The sequence below is a fragment of the Cytobacillus sp. OWB-43 genome (assembly GCF_034651445.1).
Classification (GTDB): domain Bacteria; phylum Bacillota; class Bacilli; order Bacillales; family Cytobacillaceae; genus Cytobacillus; species Cytobacillus kochii.
Genome location: NZ_JAYEFF010000002.1, coordinates 400,095 through 423,275, shown reverse-complemented (window position 1 = coordinate 423,275; position 23,181 = coordinate 400,095). Strand labels below are relative to the sequence as shown.

The following is a 23,181-nucleotide window of genomic DNA, read 5'->3' as shown; positions in this document are numbered from 1 at the left end:
CCACCTTCTCGTTTTTTTATTTTACATTCTCATACTAATAACTTACTAAAATATGGCTATAACGCAATAGAATCAATTTAATTTTGCGTAAAATACGGATTTTTGAAACCCTTTAGACTATTAAACTTTAGGAGAAATAGTACAAGAAAAGGAGCCGTGATATGGGAAATGAGATGCATATATTTATAAAAATGTTAGTAGTTTTTATCCTAATATTGATTGCCTCCAGAAGTGTTGGAAGGCTATGCACTTATGTCGGACAACCACGTGTATTAGGGGAAATGTTAGCAGGGGTAATATTAGGACCAACATTATTTGGAGCAGTATTTCCGGGCCTGTATGCAAATTTGTTTGATGCTGATATTAAAAATATCCTGTACATGTTTAGTCATTTAGGACTGGCACTTTATATGTTTCTAGTTGGAATAGAGGTTAATTTTAAAAAGTATGATAAAAAGTTTTATCGAAACTCAGCAAAATTATCGCTATCAGGTTTTTTGGTACCCTTTGTAGCAGGAATCGCTTTGGCTTTTATTTTGAAGGATGCTTTCTTTCAAGGAGATAATTTCCTCCATTTTGCATTGTTTATTGCCATTGCAGTTTCCATGACAGCTTTTCCTATGTTGGCACGTATTCTCCAAGAAAAAAACATGATGAAGACAAAAATAGGTGGGATTACACTTTTATCTGCGAGTGTGATAGATGTCTTAGGTTGGTTGTCGCTAGCTGCAGTTATTGCTTTAGTAGAGACAAATTCCCTCAAAGGTGGAGGAGTGACATTTCTCGGAACTATAATCTTTGTCATTGTTTTATTTAAAGTATGTAAACCATTACTAGAGAGAATATTTGTAAGCGTAGTAGAAACAGGAAAGATGCATCAGGGGCTTTTAGCGCTGATACTTGTCCTCGTTTTAAGTGCAGCAGCATTTACTGATTATATAGGGGTGTATTCAGTATTTGGTGGTTTTATGATGGGGCTCATTATGCCTAAGAATAAAGTGTTTGAACAGCAGGTTCGCTCAAAATTAGAAGACATTGTAGTGGTCTTCCTTGTCCCCATTTTCTTTACGTACTCTGGGATCAACACGCAATTTACTACACTGAACGTCTCGCTGCTCATCATGTTTTTAATCATTCTTATTTTTTCATCTATCAGTAAATATGCTAGCTGTTTGATTACTATGAGGGCAGCTGGATTTGGATGGAGGGAGTCATCAGGGGTAGGTTCATTAATGAATGCCAGAGGATTAATGGAATTAATCGTACTTAATGTTGGCTTAACATATAACATTATTTCTCAAGACTTATTTAGTTTAATGGTTTGGATGGCAATTATCACGACTGCGATGGCGTTACCTGCTTATCATTTTTCGGAAAAATTCAAATTCAAGAAGGCGCTACCTTCAAATACTATCACAATAAAATAAAAGGAGAGATTTATATATGGAAGTAAAAATGGACAATCATATCTATGATGTATTAATTATTGGTGGAGGACCTGGTGGAATACAAACGGCACTTACTTATTCAGAGATATGTAGAGAAAATGGGGCTGAACCTAATATGGTTGTTCTAGAGGCTTTTAACAGAGCTGGATATAGCTTCACAAAGTATCCCGTTCACGAAAAACTTATTAGTAATAATAAATTGTATACTGGTAAACCATTTAAAAGCCGATATGCAGAAAGGTTCGATTGGAATAGCTTAATTACAAAAGAGAAGAATATATTAATGAGAAATTATAGCCAGGATTTTTATCCAAATAGGAAAGCAATTGTTGATATGTTAAATGATCTTATTGACGAATGTAATATCCCGATTAGTTATGATACTCAGTGGATTCAAACGAATAAAACAGAACAAGGGTTATTTGAGGTCATTACTACTAAAGGAACTTTTACAAGCAAAGCAGTTGTTGTAGCAACAGGTCTAAAACCTGTTATCCCAAAAATAGAGGGAATAGAGCATATAACCATGTATGAAAATATGAAAACAAAAGAATCATACAGGGACAAGCGTGTTCTAATCTTAGGGAAAGGCAATAGTGGACTTGAATGTGCACAGGAGATATTAAATGAAGCGAATGTGATTATGGTAGCAAGCCCTTCCTCAGCAAAAATGGCTTACAAAACCCACTATGTTGGAAATATCCGAGCGGTTAATTCGATTTTTGCAGAAAACTATCAACTTAAACATCAAGCAGCACTGCTTGATTGCCATATAAAGAGTATAGAGAAAGTAGCAACAGGTTTTAATGTAACCGTTGAATATATTCATGCAGACGGTGAAGTTGAAACACTTTTCTTCAATGAAGTAATTGCAGCAACAGGCTTTAAGTCAAATATAGATCAACTGATAAAGGATTTTAACATCCAGTTGTTGCATAAAAAATTCCCATCGATTAATGGGGTATTTGAATCGACAGAGGTATCCAATTTGTATTTTGCAGGAGCACAAACACATGGTCTAGATTATAGAGGATATTCTACAAGTGGATTTATTCACGGATTCCGTTATAACTCACAAATACTTGCGAACCATCTAGCTGAAAAATTTAATATCAGCAAAATGGAAAAATCATTAGAACAAGAGCCATCAAAGAGAATACTAGATGAGTTGAATGAATCGCCAGAATTATGGCTTCAGCCTGGATATGTTGGCTATCAATTAAAATTTGATGGGCAGCATTGGTATGAAAATGGTCATCGGACAATTAATGAATTCAAAGATTCAACATTGAACACTAATGAATTAACCATCTTTATTTCGCTGGAATATGGGGACATTAGTAAATTTGAAGAAACATTTAGTATTCCAAGAGTACCAGGGGATGCTACACAAAGTGTGCATATTCATCCAGTTATTAGAGTGAAACAAGGTGACGAAATAATTAAATATGACTTGGAAGAACATTTGGAATCAAAATTTGATGCTGATCTTTATGTTCCAGTAATAAAAGAGATAGTGACAAATGCAGTGGAAAAAGAGTCGTCATTATCCTACTAGACTATTGATTTTTTTTACAAGTTTAAAAATCTATTTTTGCAGTAATTAGGGAGGATAAAAATTGAAACAAAAAGCAGTTGTAACCGGAATGGGCGTTGTAACTCCTATTGGAATTGGGGTAGAGCAATTTTGGGCAAATTTAATTCGTGGTAAAAGTGGGGTAGAGCCCATTTCTAATTTTGATACCGAGCATTTTACTACTAAGTTTGCAGCACAAATCAAAGATTACCAAGCCGAAGACTATTTTAATAGTAAGGAAATTAAACGTATGGATGCATATACTCAATATGCATTAATTGCGACAAAAGAGGCACTCAAACAATCGCGTTTGCCCTTACAAAATATTGACCCCTATCGGATAGGTGTAATCGTTGGTTCGGGTTCTGGTGGGCTCAAGACAGTATTAGAAAATGATAAAAGGCTGATTGAACGAGGGGCTAAAAGGGTCAGCCCCTATCTTGTTTCATCTATGGTAGTAGATGCAGCCTCTAGTGAAATCACTTTATTAACCGGGGCTAAAGGGAAGAGTGGAGCCTTTGTTACTGCTTGTGCCACGGGTACAAATTGTATAGGTGAAGGTTTAAGAGCAATCCAGTGGGGTGAAGCGGATGTAATGATTGTTGGCGGAGCAGAAGGAGATTTGACCCCATTAGATCTTGCGGGATTTTCTAATATTAAAGCGTTATCAACTAGAAATGACGACCCACAAGGTGCAAGTAGACCATTTGATAAAGATAGGGATGGATTTGTACTAGGAAGTGGTGGGGGAGTTCTTATTCTTGAGTCTGAAGATTTTGCAAGAAACAGAGGGGCTACTATTCTTGCTGAAATCGCTGGATATGGCTCTACTTCAGATGCCTATCATCAGACTGCTCCTGACCCAAATGCTGAGGGAATGATGATGTCAATGAAGAAAGCTATTGAGGATGCTGGCGTAGAACTCTCTGAAATTGATTATATCAATGCTCATGGTACGAGTACAAAATACAATGATTATTATGAAACCATGGCCATTAAAAAACTGTGGGGAGAAGCAGCAACAAATATTCCTATAAGTGCAACAAAATCAATGACAGGCCATTTATTGGGGGGAGCAGGAGCGGTTGAACTAGTAGCAAGTATCTGCTCTATAAGGGAAAATCTTATACATCCTACAATCAATTGTGATCATATTGATCCTGAATTAAATCTTAACTTTGTCCCACATGAGGCATTAGCGAAACAGGTAAAAGTGGCTTTGAGTAACTCATTTGGGTTTGGTGGTCATAACGCAAGTTTAGTAGCGAAAGAATGGAATGAGTAAAGGGAGGGTGGATTATGGATATAACGAAGATGAGTTCATCATCAGCTGAAATAAATTTTCCAAACAGTGAGAAAAGTATTCATGAATTAATTGAAATGCAAGCGATTCAAACACCTAACCTTCCTGCAATTATTTTTGAAAACAAAGCTATGTCATATGCTGATTTAAATCAAAAAGCAAATCAGTTGGCAAATTATCTACTCAGTGAAGGTCTTCAGCCTGAAGAACCTGTGCTTGTATGTTTAGATCGTTCCTTTAATATGGTGATTACGCTTTTAGGTATTTTAAAAGCAGGAGGCGCTTATGTGCCGTTAGATTCAGATTACCCATCAGATAGGCTCTCATATATGGTGGAGGATATTCATTCTCCATTTTTAATTACCTCAAAAGAAAAAGAAAACTTATTTATAGCAATGAATAAATTAATAAATAAAAAAATTCTAGTAGATGAGGAGAAATGGAAAGTTCACTCTGGAGAATCCCCTTTGGTACAAGGAGATAATAATCGTTTAATGTATATTATTTACACTTCGGGCTCAACAGGAGAACCTAAAGGAGTGGCAAATACACATCAAGCATTAAACAACCGCTTACAGTGGATGCAGAATGAACATGTCTTAGGAACTGCCGATAGAGTACTCCAGAAAACCCCGTACAGTTTTGATGTTTCAGTATGGGAAATCTTTTTGCCATTAATGACCGGTGCTGCTATCGTACTGGCTAAGCCAGGAGGACATAAAGATCCCACTTACTTGTTGAATTTAATTAAAGAACAGAACGTAACAACCATACATTTTGTCCCGTCCATGTTATCTGTCTTTCTTGAAGTAATTCCAGCTAAACAGATAACATCATTGAAAAGGGTGATTTGCAGTGGTGAAGCCCTAACAAAGAAAATTGAATTAGATTTTTTTTCTAAATATGAAAATACCAATTTATATAACTACTATGGTCCAACAGAAGCAGCAATAGATGTTTCATTTTGGAAATGTACGGGTGATGAAAGTGAAAGAGTTGTACCTATTGGTTATCCGATAAGTAATACTCAATTATATATTTTAAATGAAAATCTGGCACCAGTTGTTCCTGGTGAGAGTGGCGAATTATATATCGGAGGGATTGGCCTTGCAAGAGGCTATTACAACAGAGAGGAATTAACTAGACATTCCTTTATACATCATCCAAATAAAGAGAGGGGTCGTTTATATAAAACAGGGGACTGGTGTAAGGAAAGGTCAGACGGAGCAATAGAATATATAGGAAGAAAAGATTTTCAAGTAAAGGTTCGTGGTTTTCGAGTTGAACTTGGAGAAATTGAAGCTTCTCTAGAAAAAAGAAAAGAAATAAAAAAGTGCATAGCAACACCGTGGGACCAATCTGGTGAAATGAGTATAGTAGCATATGTGCAATTTAGTAAAGGTTTTGTGCTCGAGGAGTCTGAATTGAGAGATTATCTTAATACTAAGTTGCCTGAACATATGATTCCTTCCGTATTTATAGAAGTGGAATCTATTCCATTATCATTAAATGGAAAAGTCGATAGGAAAAAGCTGCCAACTCCTTATAGAAGCAATATAGAAAGTGTCCCAACCAATGTAACGGAGCAAAAGGTGGCTGGGATTTGGAAACAACTTCTATACTTAGAGGCTGTTGATATGGATACGCCTTTTATCAAATTAGGTGGTAACTCTCTTTTCGTAGCAAGATTAGTAGGAAGAATTAATGGAACATTTAACCTTTTCCTTACTATTAAAGATGTTTTCGAAGCAAAGACTATAAGACAATTATCTATTCTCATAAATGAAAAGTATCAGGATGGTAAAAATGAGGAGTTGGTATGCAAAGAAGTACAGAAAGGCGAAGCATCTTGCCTATCTGATGCACAAAAACGTTTATGGTTTTTAAATAAATTGGATGGTGACAGTCCTCTATATAATTTACCTCATTATATAGAAATCAATGGGTTCTTGGATACTGCTGGTTTAAAGGCGAGTCTCCATCAAACATGTATAGAAAATGATATTTTTTCATACCGGTTTGGTGACAAGGATGGAGAACCTTACCAATATAAAGAAGTCATTGAAGGTATAACTGTATCGGAAGTTGATCTGTCAGACTATCCATTAGAATTGGCAAGAGAACAGGCAGTTAATTTTATGAAAATCGATGCAAAAATTCCTTTCTATATACAAAAAGAAAGGGTTTTTCGATTCAAGCTTTATAAATTAGCAGAAAATACGCATATTTTTTATTTTAATTTCCATCATATCATTTCAGATGGTTGGTCTGATCATGTTTTTATTCAAGCGCTCTTTAGACATTATCAATCATATATTCAAGAAAAAGAATTGAAAGAAAAAACGAAGGTAACATACCAAGATTATATTTCAATGCAATCTGCCCATTGGAATCAGCCATATATGGATGAGCAACTTGCCTTTTGGAAAAAGGAACTAGAAAAAGAGCAACCGATAGTAAACTTATCAGCTGGTAAGCAAAAGCAATCCAATTCAATGCAAGGTGAAGAGATTACCTTTTCATTACCAGAAGGAATAATAAAGGAGCTAAAAAACTATTGCAAGCATAAAGATGTAACGGTGTACACTGTATTTTTGGCTATTTATATTATATTTCTACATAGACTTTCAGGTGAACATGATATTTCTGTAGGTTCCCCTGTGGCCGGAAGAAAGCAAGCAAATTTTGAAGACATTATCGGCTTATTTGTTAATACGGTTGTTATACGAAATGAAATAGATAATGATCACAGCTTTGAACAATTCTTAAAGCAAATAAAAAATAAAGCGATGAATGTGTTTTCAAATGATGATGTTCCTTTTGAAAAGGTTGTTGAAGAGGTTAGGCCTAATAGGAAGTTGTTTGGAAGTCCTTTCTTTCAATATATGTTTGCTTTTGAAGAAATGCCAAATACAGATGTTACAGTTGAAGATTTAAACCTCAGTCCCATTAAATCTGTTTTTAATGGTTTATCGAAATTCGATTTAACATTATTTATTAAAAAAGAAGGGGCAGAATATCTAGGCAAGTGGGAATATAGAAGTGATCTATTTAGTGAAAAGATTATGAAGCAATATAATAATATTTTTCTTCAAATCCTTCAATCGGTGATGGAAAACACGCAGATTAAAATTAAAGATATTTCTATCATTAAGGAAGAGAGTAAAAGGGAGTTAATAGTAGATTTAAATAATACGAAGGTGGATTTTCCTAACTGTTGCCTACATGAGCTTTTTGAAGAACAGGTCAAAAGAACACCTTCTGCTACTGCAGCAATTTTCGAAAATGAGATTTTAACTTATGAAGAACTAGATAAGCGCGCCAATCAATTAGCACATGTTTTGATAGAAAGAGGTGTGCAACCTGATCAACCGGTAGGGTTAAGGATGGATAGGTCGTTGGGGCTTGTGGTTGCTATGCTTGGTATTTTAAAGGCAGGAGGCGCCTATTTGCCAATCGATAAGGAAGCACCTGTACAACGTGTGTATAGTTTATTAAAAAGTGCTAAATCAATTGTTTGTATCACAGATGAAAAGGGATTAGCAACTAAAAATACTACATTTATAGAATATGAATTAATAGATTCTTTCAGTACCTACAAGAGTGAAAAGCCAACGGTGAAAATATCTCCAGATCATTTGGTATCTGTATATTATACTTCGGGATCAACTGGGGCCCCTAAAGGAGTGAGTAGTACACATAGGGGTTGGGTTAATCGTATGTGTTGGATGCAAAATAAACATAAACTACAAGAAAATGAAGTAGCCTTGCAGAAGACAACTTTAACTTTCGATGATTCAGCAGTAGAGTTTTTCTGGCCATTGATGATAGGAGGAGCAGTCGCATTCATTCCTGCAGGTGCACATCGTGAACCGACAAGTATTATCGAATATGCAATACGATACAAGGTGGCTCTGCTACAATTTGTGCCAAGTATGCTCAAGATGGTTATTGAAGAAATCACACCTTTGCAGAAAGAGAAATTATCTAATTTAAGGGTTGTTGTTTCTAGTGGCGAAGCATTAAAGGCTTCATTGGTCAAAAAATTCTACGAAAAAATGCCTGGTAAATTATTTAATACCTGGGGAGCAACAGAGGTATCTATTGATTCAACGTGCTATGATTGCACGCCTGATGACGAATTTGAAACAGATATTGTATCAGTTGGACGCCCTATTGATAATAATCGGGTATACGTGCTTGATCATCAATTAAATCCACTTCCATATGGGGTCCCAGGAGATCTTTATATAGCTGGCATTGGTCTTGCCAGAGACTATTTGTATGACCCTAAAAAAACAAATGAGTCCTTTGTTGCTGATCCTTTTTTTGAAGGGGAGAAGATGTATAGAACAGGGGACAGAGGATATTTAAATGAACATGGCGAGATTATGTTCCTTGGAAGAGATGATAATCAAATTAAAATTCGAGGAATGAGAGTAGAACTTGGAGAGATAGAAAGTAGTATTGCAGCTTTAGATTTTATAAAAGAAGCCATTGTCACTGCAAATGGACAGCAATTAAGTTGTTATTACATTTTAAATGTAGGTGAAGATAAGCAGGCTGTTGATATAAGAGAACATCTAACAGAACACTTACCTTCTTATATGATACCTGCCTATTATATGAAGTTAGAGAGTTTTCCGCTGAATGCAAATGGAAAAGTAGATAGAAAAGTTCTTCCTCAACCCAATGCGGAACATCTTATGATTAATCAGGATTACGCAATCCCTGAAAGTGAGATAGAGAAAAAAGTAGCAGATATTTGGAGTGAAAGATTAGGCATTGATTCTGTTGGACTGAATGATCATTTTTTTGAATTAGGCGGCCATTCCTTATTAGGCGTACAGATTATCTCGCAAATAAACAAAGCCTTTCAAATCTCTTTAACCGTACGATCATTATTTGAAAATCCTACAGTTAAACAATTATCCAATTTGATTCAAGCTTCTACTTCTATTTCAGAATTGTCACCGATTGTTAAGGTAGCAGATAGACAAGATTGGCATCCTTTGACTGATGCACAGCAAAGAATTTGGTTTTTAGAAAAATTAAATACAGATAATACGAGTTATAACCTTCCGCTTATCATAAAATCAACTGGCAGGTTTGATATAAATCGTTTAAATGATGCAATAAACAAACTTATTATTCGGCATGAATCATTGAGGACTCAATTTTTAGAAATCGATGGTTTTCCTTTTCAGAAGGTCATTCCTGGATATGAACAGTGTGTGAAGGTTATAGAGGCAAGTGAGGATACTTTACAAGAGTGCATTAATCTTGAGATGAAAATGAAATTTAACCTAGAAGACCCTCCGTTAATTAGAGGAAGTGTTTTGCGATGTGAGGAACGAGATATCTTCGTACTAATACTTCACCATATTATTTGTGACGGTTGGTCTATAAATGTACTAAAAAATGAGCTTATTCAAGTTTATATGGGGAATGAGGATTGTTTTGCAGAAGAGCCAATTCAGTATTTAGATTATACTTATTGGTTGTCTAATAAGCAGAGTAAAATCCAACATCAACTAGAATATTGGAAAAAGATATTTAATGAAGATATTCCAATTATTCAGCTTCCAATGGATCATTTAGAAAATAACACAAGATATAATCATACGATTCACAAAAAAATTGATTTGAATAAAGCCAATGAAATTAGGGCTTTTGTTAGAAGCAATAAAGTAACCCCATTTATGTTTTTCTTGAGTGCATTTTATGTTCTTTTATCCCGCTTAAGTGGGCAAAAGGAAATTACTCTAGGTACACCGATTATTAATAGAAGTAATACCGAATTAGAAAAGGCAGTAGGGTTATATTTAAATACGCTACCACTTAAAGCGGATATCAATGAGCATTTGAGTTTTACCGAGTTTTTAATGAAGACAAAAGCAATTGTCTTGGGCGCATTCGAAAATCAAGATATTCCTTTTGAACAAATTGTTGAGGCTGTTCAACCTGAAAGAAATATAGACCGGAATCCGTTATTTGACATATTAATAAATTATCGGAAGTTTGAAGAGCAAAAAACGTTCAGCGTTCATGGTGAGGAAATAGCTGAACTAGAAGTAGCGGATATAACGTCTAAATTCCTGATGACTTTATATATTGAAGAGACAGCAGATCAATTTAAATTCAGTATAGCTTATCAAAATCATTTATTTTCAGTTGAGCGAATGGAAGACTTTTTTGAACAATACTTGAGTCTATTAAATACTTTTATCGCTAACAAAGAACAATCGATCCTACAACCGAGTTTAATGACGGGAAAATCAAAAAAAATATTACCTAACCCAGAGAAACCACTGTACAAAAAAAGCTATCCTTCTGTTACCGAACAGGTTGAATATTGGGCAAAGAACACGCCCGAGAAAATCGCCGTGGAAGAAGGTAATAAATTTTACTCGTATACGCAATTATCTAATTATTCTAATAAAGTGAGCGTTGGTTTACGAAGATGTGGCATTAAACCAGGGGATGTTATTGCTATTCAAGGCAAAAGAAGTTATTCGATGATAGGCACAATCGTAGGTGTATTAAAGGCAGGCGCAACATTTTTAAATATTGATAATGATCTACCTGCACAACGGGTTACTCAAATGATTGAGCAGTCAAAAGCTAAGGCTATTATTCTTACTGACAATTTAGGCATTCATCAGAGCGTTTTTTCAATTAGTACTCTCGCTACATACCATGTAGATGAGTTTGTTAATAGGTTGGAGAATTCAAGAAGTATGAAACCTATCAATCATGACAATGCTTATATATTCTTTACTTCAGGTACTACAGGTCAACCGAAAGGAATATTAGGATCTCATAATAGCCTTTCACATTTTCTCAATTGGCAAAGAAAGCATTTTAGTGTCAGTAATGAAGATAGAAGTGCCCAGCTGACTCATACAACGTTTGATGTATACTTACGTGATATATTTTTACCGTTAACAAGTGGATCTACAGTTTGTGTACCTGTAGAGGATGAGGAGGAAGATATTTTTCATTGGCTCAATGAGAAAAAAATCACGCTCCTTCACGCTGTCCCGTCTATTACCATGCACTGGTTTAGAAGCGGTTTGAAGATAAAATTGCCTTCATTAAGGCACATATTTTTTGCTGGTGAACCGTTACCTGATTATTTGGTAGAGAAGTGGAGAGAGGTAACATGTGCCCAGGTCAATAATTTTTACGGTCAAACGGAAACAACTTTAGCCAAGAGCAGTTGTCCCATCGATTCAGCATTACAAAGTAATACAGTAATGCCTATTGGTAGCCCTATTTCTGATGCTCAACTTCTTATTGTGAATAAAAGTGGTGATCAATGTGGAGTTGGTGAAATGGGTGAAATTACAATAAGAACACCTTATATGTCTATGGGCTATATTAATTCCCGAGACAAGATATTTGAACAACATAAATGGTCAGGTTCTTCAGATGATGTGTTATATAGGACAGGTGATTTGGGGAGATATCGTCCAGATGGATTAATTGAGATTTTGGGTAGGAAAGATCATCAAATAAAAATAAGAGGTGTAAGAGTAGATAAGAATGAAGTAGCAGCTGCTATCGTTAATGAAACTCAAATCACTGATTGTGCAGTAATAGATGTAAATACAGATGACGATGTTCACTTAATTGCTTTTGTTGTAGTAAACAAGGAAATGTTTAATCCGAATGAACTACGGATTCGGTTGAGAGAAGTACTGACATTGTCGATGATACCTAATAAATTTATATCCATACCAGAAATTCCTGTTACGAAAAATGGAAAAGTAGATGTATCGAAGTTAATGGCTTGGTCTAGTCAACAGGAACACATCACTGGCTCTTATTCTTTTCAAACAAAAATGGAAAAGGATATGAAAAGAATATGGAATCATCTTCTACCAGGAAAAGTGATACGTCCCGATGACAATTTCTTTGAATTGGGTGGCTATTCTTTGCTAATTGTACGTATGATTGCCGCTGTAAAAGATGAAATTGGCAAGGATTTATCCTTAATTGATATTTTTAAATACCCTACGATACGAAGCTTAACGGCCTATCTTTCTCTAAAATCAGGTCAAAGTGGTAATAAGACCGTAGCTGTGAGAAAAGTTGAGCGAATAAAAAGAACAGTTACTTATAGTGGAAAGGAGTGAAAAAATGGACGAGTCATTAGAAGAAAATGTGTACCTTCTCCCGGCTTCTTTTGGACAAAAGAGAATATGGTATTTTGAAAAGTTATTTCAAAAGAGTCCAACTTATAATATTCCTTTTATCTTTAAGCTTAGTGGTAGATTAAATGAAAAAATACTAGAACATTCAATTATGAAAATGATTGAAAGGCATGAAATATTTCGAACGACATTTCTTGAAGTGGATGGAGAGCCAGTACAAAAAGTTTCTGTCTCTTCTCCAACTTTTAAATTGATAATGAAAAATAAGCAAGAAATTGAAGAGGAAGTAAAGTTAGAAGAGTATATACAGAGCTTTGCCAAAAAAGCATTTGATATCGAAAAGGGTCCTCTCATTAATTTTGAATTAATTAAAATCGATGAGCATTTTCATTACTTTCTTTTTAATGTACACCATATTATTTATGATGCGTGGTCCTTAGATATATTCAAAAAAGAACTTTTAAATATATATACACACTTAGAAAAAGGGGATGAGCTTCAAATTAGCGATCCTGAATATCACTATGCGGATTTTGCTAATTGGGAAAGTGAGTCACTTCTTGATGGGAAACTAGAACAGAGTATTGGCTTCTGGAAGGAATACTTGAAAGATGCTTCTCCCTTTTTACAATTACAAGCTGATTTCCCAAGACCAAGAGAACAGACCTACAGCGGCAACAATATTAGGCTATCTTTTCCTAACGAGTTGGTAGGAAAGGTAAGGGAGTATACTCAAAAGAGTGGATCCACAATGAACGCCTTTTTTATGGCAGCCTATTTTATTTTGCTTTATAGATATACCGGTCAAAAAGATATTGTCATAGGTAGTCCAATATCTAATAGAAAAGCAGCATTTACCGAAGATATGATTGGATTTATTGTTAATACACTTCCTATTCGTATGTCTTTAAAACCCTATAGTAAATTTTCATCCGTATTGAAAAAGACAATCAAATCTTTTCTAAATGTATACGAAAACAGTACGGTTCCATTTGAGAGAATTGTCCAAGAGGTTAATCCCAAAAGGGAAAACTCTTATCATCCTATATTTCAGGTTCTATTTACTTACCATGAGCAAAGAACAGAAGTTGAACAATGTTTAAAAGTCGAGTATGAAAAAATTAATACAGGTACATCAAAGTTTGATAAGGTCCTGTATATAAATGCTGAAGGAAATCAAGCATATGCAGAAATTGAGTACAACCCTGATATTTTAAGCAAGCAATCAATGGAAAGGTTCATTAACCATTATATTCAATTAGTTCAAGATATTATGGCGGATCCTAATAAGCCAATATCTAAATTGAGCTTTATGAGTAAGCATGAAATTGCCGAATTAACAAGCTTTAATATGAAGGGAAGGCCGCCATCTTATATCCATGATAGGATTGCCTATCACTCTCTTCATAAGCCAAATGCCTGCGCTGTCAAAACAGATTCAGGCAGTTATACTTTTGCAGAATTGGAGAGAAAGAGTAATCAAATTGCAGCCATAATAAGAAGAAGCGGTAGTAAACAAGGGAGCATAATAGGTCTTTCCATGAGTCGGACTTTAGAGCAAATAGCGGCAATATTGGGAATTATCAAAAGTGGGTGTGCGTATTTACCAATTGATCCGTCGCTTCCTGTAAACAGGATGAATTTTATGCTTAGTGATGCAAATGCTCCGCTTTTGTTGACTGATAAAGTAGTGAATCAACATGGGGTTCCTTATCAGATTATCAACATAAAAGAGGCAATGCAATCAGAGCTGGATAAACCACTCCTGTGTTTAAAGGAATTGCCTCCAGATGAGATGCTAGCATATGTAATATATACATCGGGTTCATCCGGCAAACCAAAAGGAGTTAAAGTTACACATGCATCATTGCTCAATCATATTGATGATTACTTAGAAGTGTTTCCTTATCAAGAAAGTGAAAGGGTCTTACAAAACATAAATTTTACATTTGATGCGTCAATAACCGAAATATTTGGTTCGCTGATAGGAGGAGGTACACTGGTTCTCACGAAACAAGAGAATCAATTTGATATCGCTTATTTAGCGAATTTAATGTATCAAGAAAGAGTCACGAGAGCACAGCTGTTTCATAGTTTAATAGATAAATTGAATGATCAACCTCTATTTAATAATAATGACTCGCTTCGAATGGTTTTCACAGGAGGTGAAGCACTTAATAGGAAAATAGTGGAAAAATTCTATGAATCGATTAATATCGATGCAACACTAGTCAACTTATATGGACCAACAGAAGCGACTGTTGCGGCAAGTTATCATATATGTAGTAAAACATATCCTAACGTTACGATGCCAATAGGGAAAAACTTTGAAGGTTACCAACTAATAGTATTAGATGAGAATCTTCAACTCGTTCCTAAAGGCGTTGAAGGAGAATTGTTTATTGGTGGTCCAAGTGTATCACAGGGGTATATTAACAATGAAGAGTTAACAAAAAACACATTTATTACTTTAGATGTAATTGGACAAAATCAAATGTTTTACAAAACAGGGGACATTGTGAAGCAACTGGCAAGCAATGAGTTTTTGTTTATATCAAGGAAGGATTCCCAAGTAAAGATTAGAGGTTTTCGAATAGAATTAAACGAGATAAAAAGTACCATTCTAGATTACCCTGAGATAACAGATGCTGCAGTCGTTACACATATAAATAATGGAGAAAATCAAATCTATGCTTTTCTTGTTAAAAATAAAGATAGTCAAATAATAGCTGCAAACATAAAACGGAGACTGCAACAAGTGCTTCCGCATTATATGGTACCAGCATCCTTTGTTTGGGTGGATGAAATTCCCCTCTCCTCAAATGGTAAACTTCTCGTCAACGAATTGCCTTTTGAGCGAAATGACCTTGTGAGCAAAGTGAAGTTAATGCCAAAGAGCAATGTGGAAGTCAAACTTTGTCACATTTGGCAAGAGGTATTAGGTATTAAAGAATTGGGGGTTAAAGAGGATTTCTTTGATCTCGGTGGTTACAGTATTAAAGCCATTGAAGTAGTTGCCGCCGTTCGAAAAGAGTTTAATGTCAGTATGACGATTTCTGACTTATTTAAGTATAGAACGATTGAGCAATTGAGTGAATTTATTGAAGATGGGAACAAAGTGAAAGTTGATAATAATGTAGTTGTTTTAAAGCAATCAGATACAACTCACCCTCCATTATTTTTGATTCATCCGGGAGGTGGGGGGGCACTCTGTTATATGCCACTCGTGAAAGATATGTCTATAAATCTTACTATATATGGAATAGAATCCATTGGATATGGAGATAATCAGCAGCCATTAAATACTATACAAGAGATGGCAGTTAAATATGTGGAGGAAGTATTACAAATTCAAACGGAAGGTCCATACAGAATAGCTGGTTGGTCCATGGGTGGGACAATTGCGGTAGAAATGGCAAGAATATTAGAAGAGCGAAACTATCATGTATCATCAGTTATACTTTTTGATGCTCACCCTTTTCATAACTTGCAGTCAGTAGCTAATAGGGATCCATTAATCGTATGGGCACATAGTTTAGGGATGGACTTAGAGGCATTTAGTCAACTTTCAAATAAGGATAAATATACAGAAGTCTTAGAGAGAGCGATTAGAAAAGGTGTACTACCTAAAGGCTCAGAACAAGAGGATGTAAAAAGAATCATTGAAGTAATGGGGAAGAATAACATTGCATGTGAGTCGTATAAGTTTGTTCAAGAAATTACTTCAGATTTAGTTCTTTTTAAATGTAAAAAAATTGATGAGACTCAGCCTCATGCACTTGTTGATGAAAATATTTGGCGGAATAGGACGTTAGGCAAGGTAACGGTCATACCAGTTGATGGTAATCATAATAATTTACTGGAATCTCCACATTCTGTAGTAATAGGAACAATGATGGATCAATTATTATCGTTAAAGGAGATGAAGCAAATTGAGAATGACAGGAAGAGTCAAGAGTCCCCCGCATGAAATCATGAATAAGCTTATATTATATCCGCAGCTATTGTTTGAGTCAGATAACTATCTAGAACATTATCTATCTATTGAAAAAGTGCTCATAAAATCTTATGAGGAAATGAATTTAATTAATACAACAGATGCTGTAAAACTCTTAGAAAGTGTAAAATCTGTACAAAAAGAAAATATTATTAAAAGCGCCTATTCTAATATGAATGATATTGCCTTTTCTATTGAAAAGGCAATTGATGAGAACTTGGGTAAGCCAGTATTAAATTGGCATTTAGACAGAAGCAGAAATGATTTACAGGCATGCGGACAGTTAATGTATGCAAGGGATTCATGGATCAGTCTAATTCAAAAATTTCAAAAGCTCTTGATAGAGTTATGGGCACTGGCTTCTAAGTATAAAAGGACGATTATGCCAGGCTATACACACTTTCAAACGGCGCAGGTGATGAGTGTCGGATTCTATCTGACTGCCATAAGCCGTCATATACAGAAGACATTGGAGAAAATGGTTCTTTGTTTGGAGTCTATAAATGAAAGTTGTCCATTAGGCTCTGGGGCAATGTCAGGTCAGGAGTATCCATGGGATTTGGAAATGATGGCAAATGATCTAGGTTTCGATTCATTTGGTGGACATGCTTTAGTATGTGTGGCATCACGGGATTGGATTTTAGAAATAGGAGAGAGTCTGGCATTCTTTGGTGTTAATATGAGCCGTTTCATGACAGATATGATGAACTGGGGGAGTAGTGAATATCAATTCCTTCATTTTCCTGATGAACTAGTAGGTATCTCTTCCTCCATGCCACAAAAAAGAAATCTTCCTATACTAGAGAGAATTAGAGGAAAAACAAGTCATCTAATTAGTTATTATCAGGATTTTATGTTGGGTCAACGGAATACACCCTTTAGTAATCTAGTGGAGGTTTCAAAGGAATCATCGAGCAACCTACCACGGCTTTTCCAAACAGCAAATGACATTGCGGATCTTCTGCTACTTATTTTTGAGAATATTGATTTCAATATAAATAAGATGAAAAAAAGGTGTGAAGAGGATTACCTTGGTGGATTTACGTTAGCCAATTATTTATCAGCTAAAGAAGGCATTCCTTATCGTAAGGCCCAAGTCATTTCAGGTGAATTCATCACCTTAGCAATCAATGAGGGAATTGCGCCAAAAAAACTACCCATTTTATTATTATCACAAGTCTGCGAGCGGTATGGCTATAAACAGCTTCAGATAAATCAAGCTACTTTAGTTGATATATTTGACCCAGAAAAAGCCTTGTTTGTAAAAATTACAGCCGGATCTGTTCACCCTGAAGAAGTAAATGAAATCATAGAGTGTCAGAAAAGGCAAAACGCAGAGTTTATTCGTCGTTTTAATCGGATAACAGAAAAGGTGACCGAGGCAAAGCAGAGATTAGATAAATGGGTGCCCGGAAAGGAAAATGTAAATGATTAAGGAAGCCAAAATGGTATGTGATAACGAAGTGATTACCGGTGTTGGTAGAGCATGTGGTACCTTTGGAGAATTCCTACAAGGGATCCTACCAGATAATCAGGAATTTTTAGTCACTTTTCCAATTAATCGGTTTTCGACTTGCTATTTTAACTCATCCCCATCTGCTCAAGAGTTAGAAGTTTTTCCTCCCCATAAGAAAAAAACTAGACAATTAGCTATTAATATTTTGTCTTATTTTAACTTACCTACAGGAGGAAGACTGGAAATAGATAGTGAGCTTGTTGAGGGGAAAGGGTTGGCGAGTTCGACTGCTGATATGGTGGCAGCTATAAGGGCAATAGAAGACTGTTACCCAATTAAGATTCCTATTTATCTTTTAGAAGAGATGATGAGAAGAATTGAGCCCTCCGATGGCATTATGTATGAAGGCGTTGTGTCTTATTACCATCGCGAAGTTAAGATTAGAGGCAACTTTGGTAGTTGTCCACCATTAACCGTTCTTGCAATTGATGAAGGTGGGGTAGTAGATACAATTGAGTTCAACCACCAAATTAAACCATTTGATCAAAAAGAAAAGGTAGAATATGAACGTCTTTTACAACAGGCAGAAGGTGCTATTGTAGTAGGCGATGTGAACTTATTGGGGCAGGTAGCGACAAGAAGTACAGAGATGAATCAAAAGGTTAGACCGAAATTGTTAATAGATAAAATGAAAAGAATTAATCAAGAAATAGGAGGGGTTGGTATAGTTACAGCTCATAGTGGTACTTATATTGGAGTTTTACTATCGGATACGGATCCCAATTATATAGATAAATTGAAAAAGGGTATTGAAAAGTTTAAATCCTTTGGACTAAGTGCTGAAGTCTTTCACTCCCTACCCTCTACAAGAGAAGGCGGGGGGTGGCTTTGGTGAATGATAGTATGATCAATCTGATAGGTAGGACACCAGCAGTCAGGCTACGGCTGGAAGCAAATAGTGTCGCACCGGTTTATGCAAAGTTAGAGATGAATAATCCTTTCGGTATGAAGGATCGCGTAGCAAAAAAGGCAATTTATGAAGCAATCAATGCGGGAATTTTAAAACCTGGAGGCGTCATTGTAGAAAGTTCTTCAGGTACATTGGCTATGGGAGTCACATTAGTAGGAACGTATCTTGGCTATGATGTGCATATTATTACGGATCCACGTATTGATCAGTTAACGTTGGCGAAAATGAAGGCTTTGGGAGCCAATGTTCATATTGTAAAAGAAATGGAAGAGGAGGGAGGGTGGCAAAGGGCGAGACTTAATTACCTTCATCGCTTTATGGAAAGCCACCCCAATGCCTTTTGGCCAAGACAATATGAAAATCCTAATAACCCCCTTGCTTATGAGGATTTGGCCAATGACTTAATCAATGATATCGGTAGAGTTGATTATTTGGTAGCGGCAGTGGGAAGTGGAGGGTCCTTATGTGGAACGGCTAAAGCTTTAAAAAAGGAGAATCCCTCATTAAAGGTAATTGCAGTAGATGCAGTAGGAAGTGCGATTTTCCAACAAAAAGATCAGCCTCACAGACTCCAAGGAGGATTGGGGAATAGCTTGAAGCCGCAAAATGTTGATTACTCCATAATAGATAGTGTGCATTGGCTGAATGATCAGGAAGCTTTTTCATGGACTTTAGAACTTGCTAGACATGAGAAGATATTTGCTGGAAACAGTTCGGGGAGTGTTTATGCTGTAAGCAGATGGCTAAGTACACAAGTCAACAAAGACAATGTGATTGTTGGCATTTTTCCAGACAGAGGAGATCGATATTTTCATTCAATATATGATGAGAAGTATTTAAGGAAACACGGTATCATAAGCAATTGTTTAAACATGAATCCTGTCGAGGAAAAGGATATTAAGGATGTGTGTAATTGGTCATATACCCATATCAATCGAGGGGAGAAAGTGAATGAAAAAGTTGCTGTTTATTGAATCTAATACGACTGGTACAGGAATGCTGGCACTGGAAAAAACGGTGGAACTAGGGTTAAGGCCAGTGTTCATAACAAATAATTCTAGCCGTTATGAGCAATTGACATTAATTGATTGTGAGGTTGTTATAGCAGAAACGAATGATTTAGAAGGCTTGAAAAATACAATTTTGAATCACTTTACATTAGAAGAGATTGCAGGTATTACAACAACAAGTGAATTTTATATTTATACTGTCGCATGTTTGAATCGCCTTTTTCATTTTTCTGGTAATTCGCCAGATACAATCAAAATTGTAAGAAATAAGTCTGCTGTTAGACAGGTATTAAGAGAATGCTCAGAACTCTATCAGCCATATTTTAGATTAGTAGAATCAGAGCAAGACTTAGAATTATTAAAAGGTGAACTTAATTATCCAGTCATTGTAAAGCCAATTGATGATAGTGGGTCCAATTTCGTACGTAAATGTATGGACTATCCATCATTATCTGCATATGCAAAAGAGATAATGAGAATTACTCATAATGTCAGAGGTCAAACGAAAAAACAAGGAGCTTTGATCGAAGAGTATATAGAAGGGCAAGAATACAGCGTAGAAGTTTTTTCCGTTAAAGGTAAACATCATCTGATAGGAGTGACCGAAAAACAATTAAATAAGGGAGATTTTTTTATAGAAAGTGGTCATGTATTTCCAGCTAGGATAGATGAAAATCTTAAAGGAATAATTGAAAAAGGGGTTTTACTTATTCTTGAAAGTTTACTTTGGAAATCAGGACCTGCTCATCTAGAGATAAAGATAAAAGATAATAAAGTATTTTTAGTGGAGTTTAATGGGAGACTTGCAGGAGGTATGATACCTGAACTTATAAAATATGCAACTGGAGTGGATCTGCTTAAAGAACAATTAAAGAATGCATCAGGAATTGAACCGTTAATTGAGGAAAAAAAGTCATTAACTGCAGGTATCAAATTTTTAGTGCCTAGTGTGTCAGGGGAAATAAAAGAATTGCATAATGTTAAATCTCATAGTGATATAAAAGAGGTTCGTTATTCTAAAGTACCTGGTGACTATGTAAAGAAAGCGGAAAATGCGTATGGCCGAATAGGTTATATGGTGGTAGCCTCACGAACTTATAGTGAAATGAAATGTTTATTGGATGGTTTTGAACAATCAATGCTAATTGAGGAGTGTGTACATGATCAATTATTTAAGTGATACAATTACGTTGCCAACAGATGCCATGATGCAATCAATACAAGAAGCAAAGCTAGGTGATGATGTTTATGGGCAGGATGAAACAGTAAATCATCTTGAAGAATTTGCTGCAAAGTTAACAGGGAAAGAAGCGGCCTGCTTTATGCCGAGTGGTACAATGGCGAATTTAGCTTCTATCATGGCTTACTGTCCAAGAGGAACAAAAGCACTCGTTGGTGATGAATCTGATATCTATATTTTTGAAGCTGGAGGAGCTTCAGTTTGCGGGGGGATTATGTACGAACCTATTCGTACACAGTCTGATGGAAGTCTCTCTATAGAAGATTTAACCAACGCTATTCCAATCGATAAGAACGATCCACAATTTGCTCTGCCGGCGTTAATCTGTCTTGAGAATACACATAACAGGTGTGGAGGGAAAGCGTTAAGCTTAGATTACTTAAGTGAGATAAAGCGTTTTGGGGATGAAAATCATATCCCTATCTATATGGACGGGGCCCGTGTCTTTAATGCAGCTCTCTCATTAGGTGTCGATATAAAAGAGATTACACAGCATGTGGACTCTTTACAATTTTGTTTATCAAAAGGGTTATCGGCACCTGTAGGCTCGATTGTATCAGGTACAAAACAACACATTAACGAAGTACGAAGAATTAGAAAAATGTTGGGTGGAGGAATGCGCCAGACGGGAATTTTAGCAGCTCCCGCCTTGGTGGCCCTTCAAACCATGATAGATAGACTGACAGAAGATCATCAGAAAGCGAAAAGACTTGCGAAAGAATTAGAAGCGATTGATGGGATTGAGGTTGAAACAAAGGATGTACATTCAAATATAATCATGTTCAAAATCATTAATGAAAATTTCACTTGGAAGTCATTTCTTGAGGCTGCAGAAAAAAATAATGTAATATTTTCTGAGATGGGATATGGTAGAATACGAGCGGTTATTCATAGACATATTACAGATGACGATATCACTTCAACAATTAAGATCATAAAAGAGATACTACATTCTAATATTATTAAAGCCTACTAGCATACTGTTTTATAGTATGCTTTATTTCTTCTTTGATGGCGTTAGATATTTCTTGATCATTAATTGAATCTGCTATGCTTAATGCTTTGTTAACATGTAACTCACCATTTCTGGAATCCCCTTTTAAATAGTGAATTTCAGCAAGGGAGTGTAGTGATTGGCTACAGAAAGCATATTTCCTTTCAAAAGAAAATATATTTACTGCTTCATCGAAGTATTGTTGGGCGATATCTAAATCGTTTTTTCGCTTATGTAGAATGCCCAATAGATATCTTACTTCTCCTGCACAATAAAATAAGTGATTAGATTGTAAGTAGTACTCTAGGCGATAACAAATATCAAAGCATTCACTATCTCTATGATTTTCATAGTAAAGACAGGCCAGATTATAGGCTACTCTAGGGAAGAGGGACTTATCCTCAATATAGGGACTATTTTCTAAAGCTTTGTATGATGAAATAAAAAGACGAAGAGCCTCTTTTAGTTTATTTTGTTCTAAGAGTAATAATCCAAGAGAATTCGTAATATTAATATCTATTTCGTTAATTATTTTTCCGTTTTGGATGAGTTTCCGCAGCAGTATTTCAGCTTTTTCAGGGTTTTGGTCTCGTTTATGATAAAGAACTGCCTCAATCCAACTTAGAAATCTGAGGAATTGTCGGTTGTTTAATAAAGGGTTGTTATTAGAGAAATTTTTTGCCTCTTCATAGTGGTATTGTAAAGTGATAAAATCTAATTGATAGAGACTCTCTCGGCAAAGCCTCTTAAATTTTTGTACGTAGGATATAAGTTCTGCTTCATCATTATCTGATAAAATGTATTCAATAGGGATATTAAGTTTCATGCAGATCTCTTTCAGTATATCCAATCTAGGCAGTTGCTGTCCTTTTTCGATACGATATAAAGTGGATTCATCACATATATTATCAGCTAAATATTGCCTAGAAAACCCGTTTTTCTTTCGATAATAGGCAATTTTTTCACCTGTTTTCTCCAAAAGACCAATCCTCCTAATGAAATATGTCTAAATATTGCGTAAATACATA

Annotated in this window: 11 protein-coding genes; 10 read left to right on the top strand and 1 reads right to left on the bottom strand. The window is 35.6% G+C overall.

Annotation, left to right across the window (positions count from 1 at the left end):
• Nucleotides 1-161: 161 nt before the first annotated feature.
• The 10 genes from U9M49_RS11845 to U9M49_RS11800 all read left to right on the top strand — a co-directional run bounded on the left by U9M49_RS11845 (nt 162) and on the right by U9M49_RS11800 (nt 22,135).
• The gene (locus U9M49_RS11845; RefSeq protein ID WP_095371506.1) at nt 162-1,427 is read left to right on the top strand and encodes a cation:proton antiporter; all 1,266 of its coding nucleotides are present in this window, start codon (nt 162-164) and stop codon (nt 1,425-1,427) included.
• Between the two features lie 16 nt (nt 1,428-1,443).
• A complete protein-coding gene (locus U9M49_RS11840) occupies nt 1,444-3,006 on the top strand; it encodes an NAD(P)-binding domain-containing protein (RefSeq protein WP_322909860.1) in 1,563 nt (520 codons plus the stop codon).
• Between the two features lie 61 nt (nt 3,007-3,067).
• Entirely contained in the window at nt 3,068-4,309 is a 1,242-nt protein-coding gene (fabF, locus tag U9M49_RS11835) for a beta-ketoacyl-ACP synthase II (RefSeq protein WP_307316500.1), read from the top strand.
• A 14-nt stretch (nt 4,310-4,323) separates the two neighbouring features.
• The gene (locus U9M49_RS11830) at nt 4,324-12,468 is read left to right on the top strand and encodes a non-ribosomal peptide synthetase (RefSeq protein WP_322909859.1); all 8,145 of its coding nucleotides are present in this window, start codon (nt 4,324-4,326) and stop codon (nt 12,466-12,468) included.
• Between the two features lie 4 nt (nt 12,469-12,472).
• Complete coding sequence (locus tag U9M49_RS11825) at nt 12,473-16,456, top strand: non-ribosomal peptide synthetase (RefSeq protein ID WP_095371509.1); 3,984 nt, start codon at nt 12,473-12,475, stop codon at nt 16,454-16,456.
• Nucleotides 16,425-17,918 (top strand): argininosuccinate lyase, encoded by a 1,494-nt coding sequence (locus U9M49_RS11820; protein ID WP_322909916.1) that lies wholly within the window; start codon nt 16,425-16,427, stop codon nt 17,916-17,918. The genes U9M49_RS11825 and U9M49_RS11820 overlap by 32 nt, the downstream gene beginning before the upstream one ends.
• The gene (locus U9M49_RS11815; RefSeq protein ID WP_095371510.1) at nt 17,911-18,834 is read left to right on the top strand and encodes a kinase; all 924 of its coding nucleotides are present in this window, start codon (nt 17,911-17,913) and stop codon (nt 18,832-18,834) included. The genes U9M49_RS11820 and U9M49_RS11815 overlap by 8 nt, the downstream gene beginning before the upstream one ends.
• Nucleotides 18,828-19,883, top strand: coding sequence for a PLP-dependent cysteine synthase family protein (locus U9M49_RS11810; protein ID WP_307316606.1), 1,056 nt, complete (start codon nt 18,828-18,830; stop codon nt 19,881-19,883). The genes U9M49_RS11815 and U9M49_RS11810 overlap by 7 nt, the downstream gene beginning before the upstream one ends.
• Nucleotides 19,861-21,099, top strand: a complete 1,239-nt coding sequence (locus U9M49_RS11805; protein ID WP_095371512.1) for an ATP-grasp domain-containing protein — start codon at nt 19,861-19,863, stop codon at nt 21,097-21,099. The genes U9M49_RS11810 and U9M49_RS11805 overlap by 23 nt, the downstream gene beginning before the upstream one ends.
• Nucleotides 21,080-22,135, top strand: a complete 1,056-nt coding sequence (locus U9M49_RS11800) for a GntG family PLP-dependent aldolase (RefSeq protein ID WP_322909858.1) — start codon at nt 21,080-21,082, stop codon at nt 22,133-22,135. Before U9M49_RS11805 ends, U9M49_RS11800 begins: the two co-directional genes overlap by 20 nt.
• On the opposite strand, the gene U9M49_RS11795 is transcribed toward U9M49_RS11800, so the two are convergent.
• Nucleotides 22,122-23,132 carry a helix-turn-helix domain-containing protein gene (locus tag U9M49_RS11795; protein ID WP_157733856.1) on the bottom strand — a complete coding sequence of 337 codons (1,011 nt, stop codon included), beginning with the start codon at nt 23,130-23,132 and terminating at the stop codon, nt 22,122-22,124. The genes U9M49_RS11800 and U9M49_RS11795 overlap by 14 nt on opposite strands.
• Nucleotides 23,133-23,181: the final 49 nt, after the last annotated feature.

Bases quoted from the DNA above. Each gene is read 5' to 3' on its own strand.
- U9M49_RS11845 (WP_095371506.1), top strand. From the start codon at position 162: ATGGGAAATGAGATGCATATATTTATAAAAATGTTAGTAGTTTTTATC.
- U9M49_RS11840 (WP_322909860.1), top strand. From the start codon at position 1,444: ATGGAAGTAAAAATGGACAATCATATCTATGATGTATTAATTATTGGT.
- U9M49_RS11830 (WP_322909859.1), top strand. From the start codon at position 4,324: ATGGATATAACGAAGATGAGTTCATCATCAGCTGAAATAAATTTTCCA.
- U9M49_RS11825 (WP_095371509.1), top strand. From the start codon at position 12,473: ATGGACGAGTCATTAGAAGAAAATGTGTACCTTCTCCCGGCTTCTTTT.
- U9M49_RS11820 (WP_322909916.1), top strand. From the start codon at position 16,425: ATGACAGGAAGAGTCAAGAGTCCCCCGCATGAAATCATGAATAAGCTT.
- U9M49_RS11815 (WP_095371510.1), top strand. From the start codon at position 17,911: ATGATTAAGGAAGCCAAAATGGTATGTGATAACGAAGTGATTACCGGT.
- U9M49_RS11805 (WP_095371512.1), top strand. From the start codon at position 19,861: ATGAAAAAGTTGCTGTTTATTGAATCTAATACGACTGGTACAGGAATG.
- U9M49_RS11800 (WP_322909858.1), top strand. From the start codon at position 21,080: ATGATCAATTATTTAAGTGATACAATTACGTTGCCAACAGATGCCATG.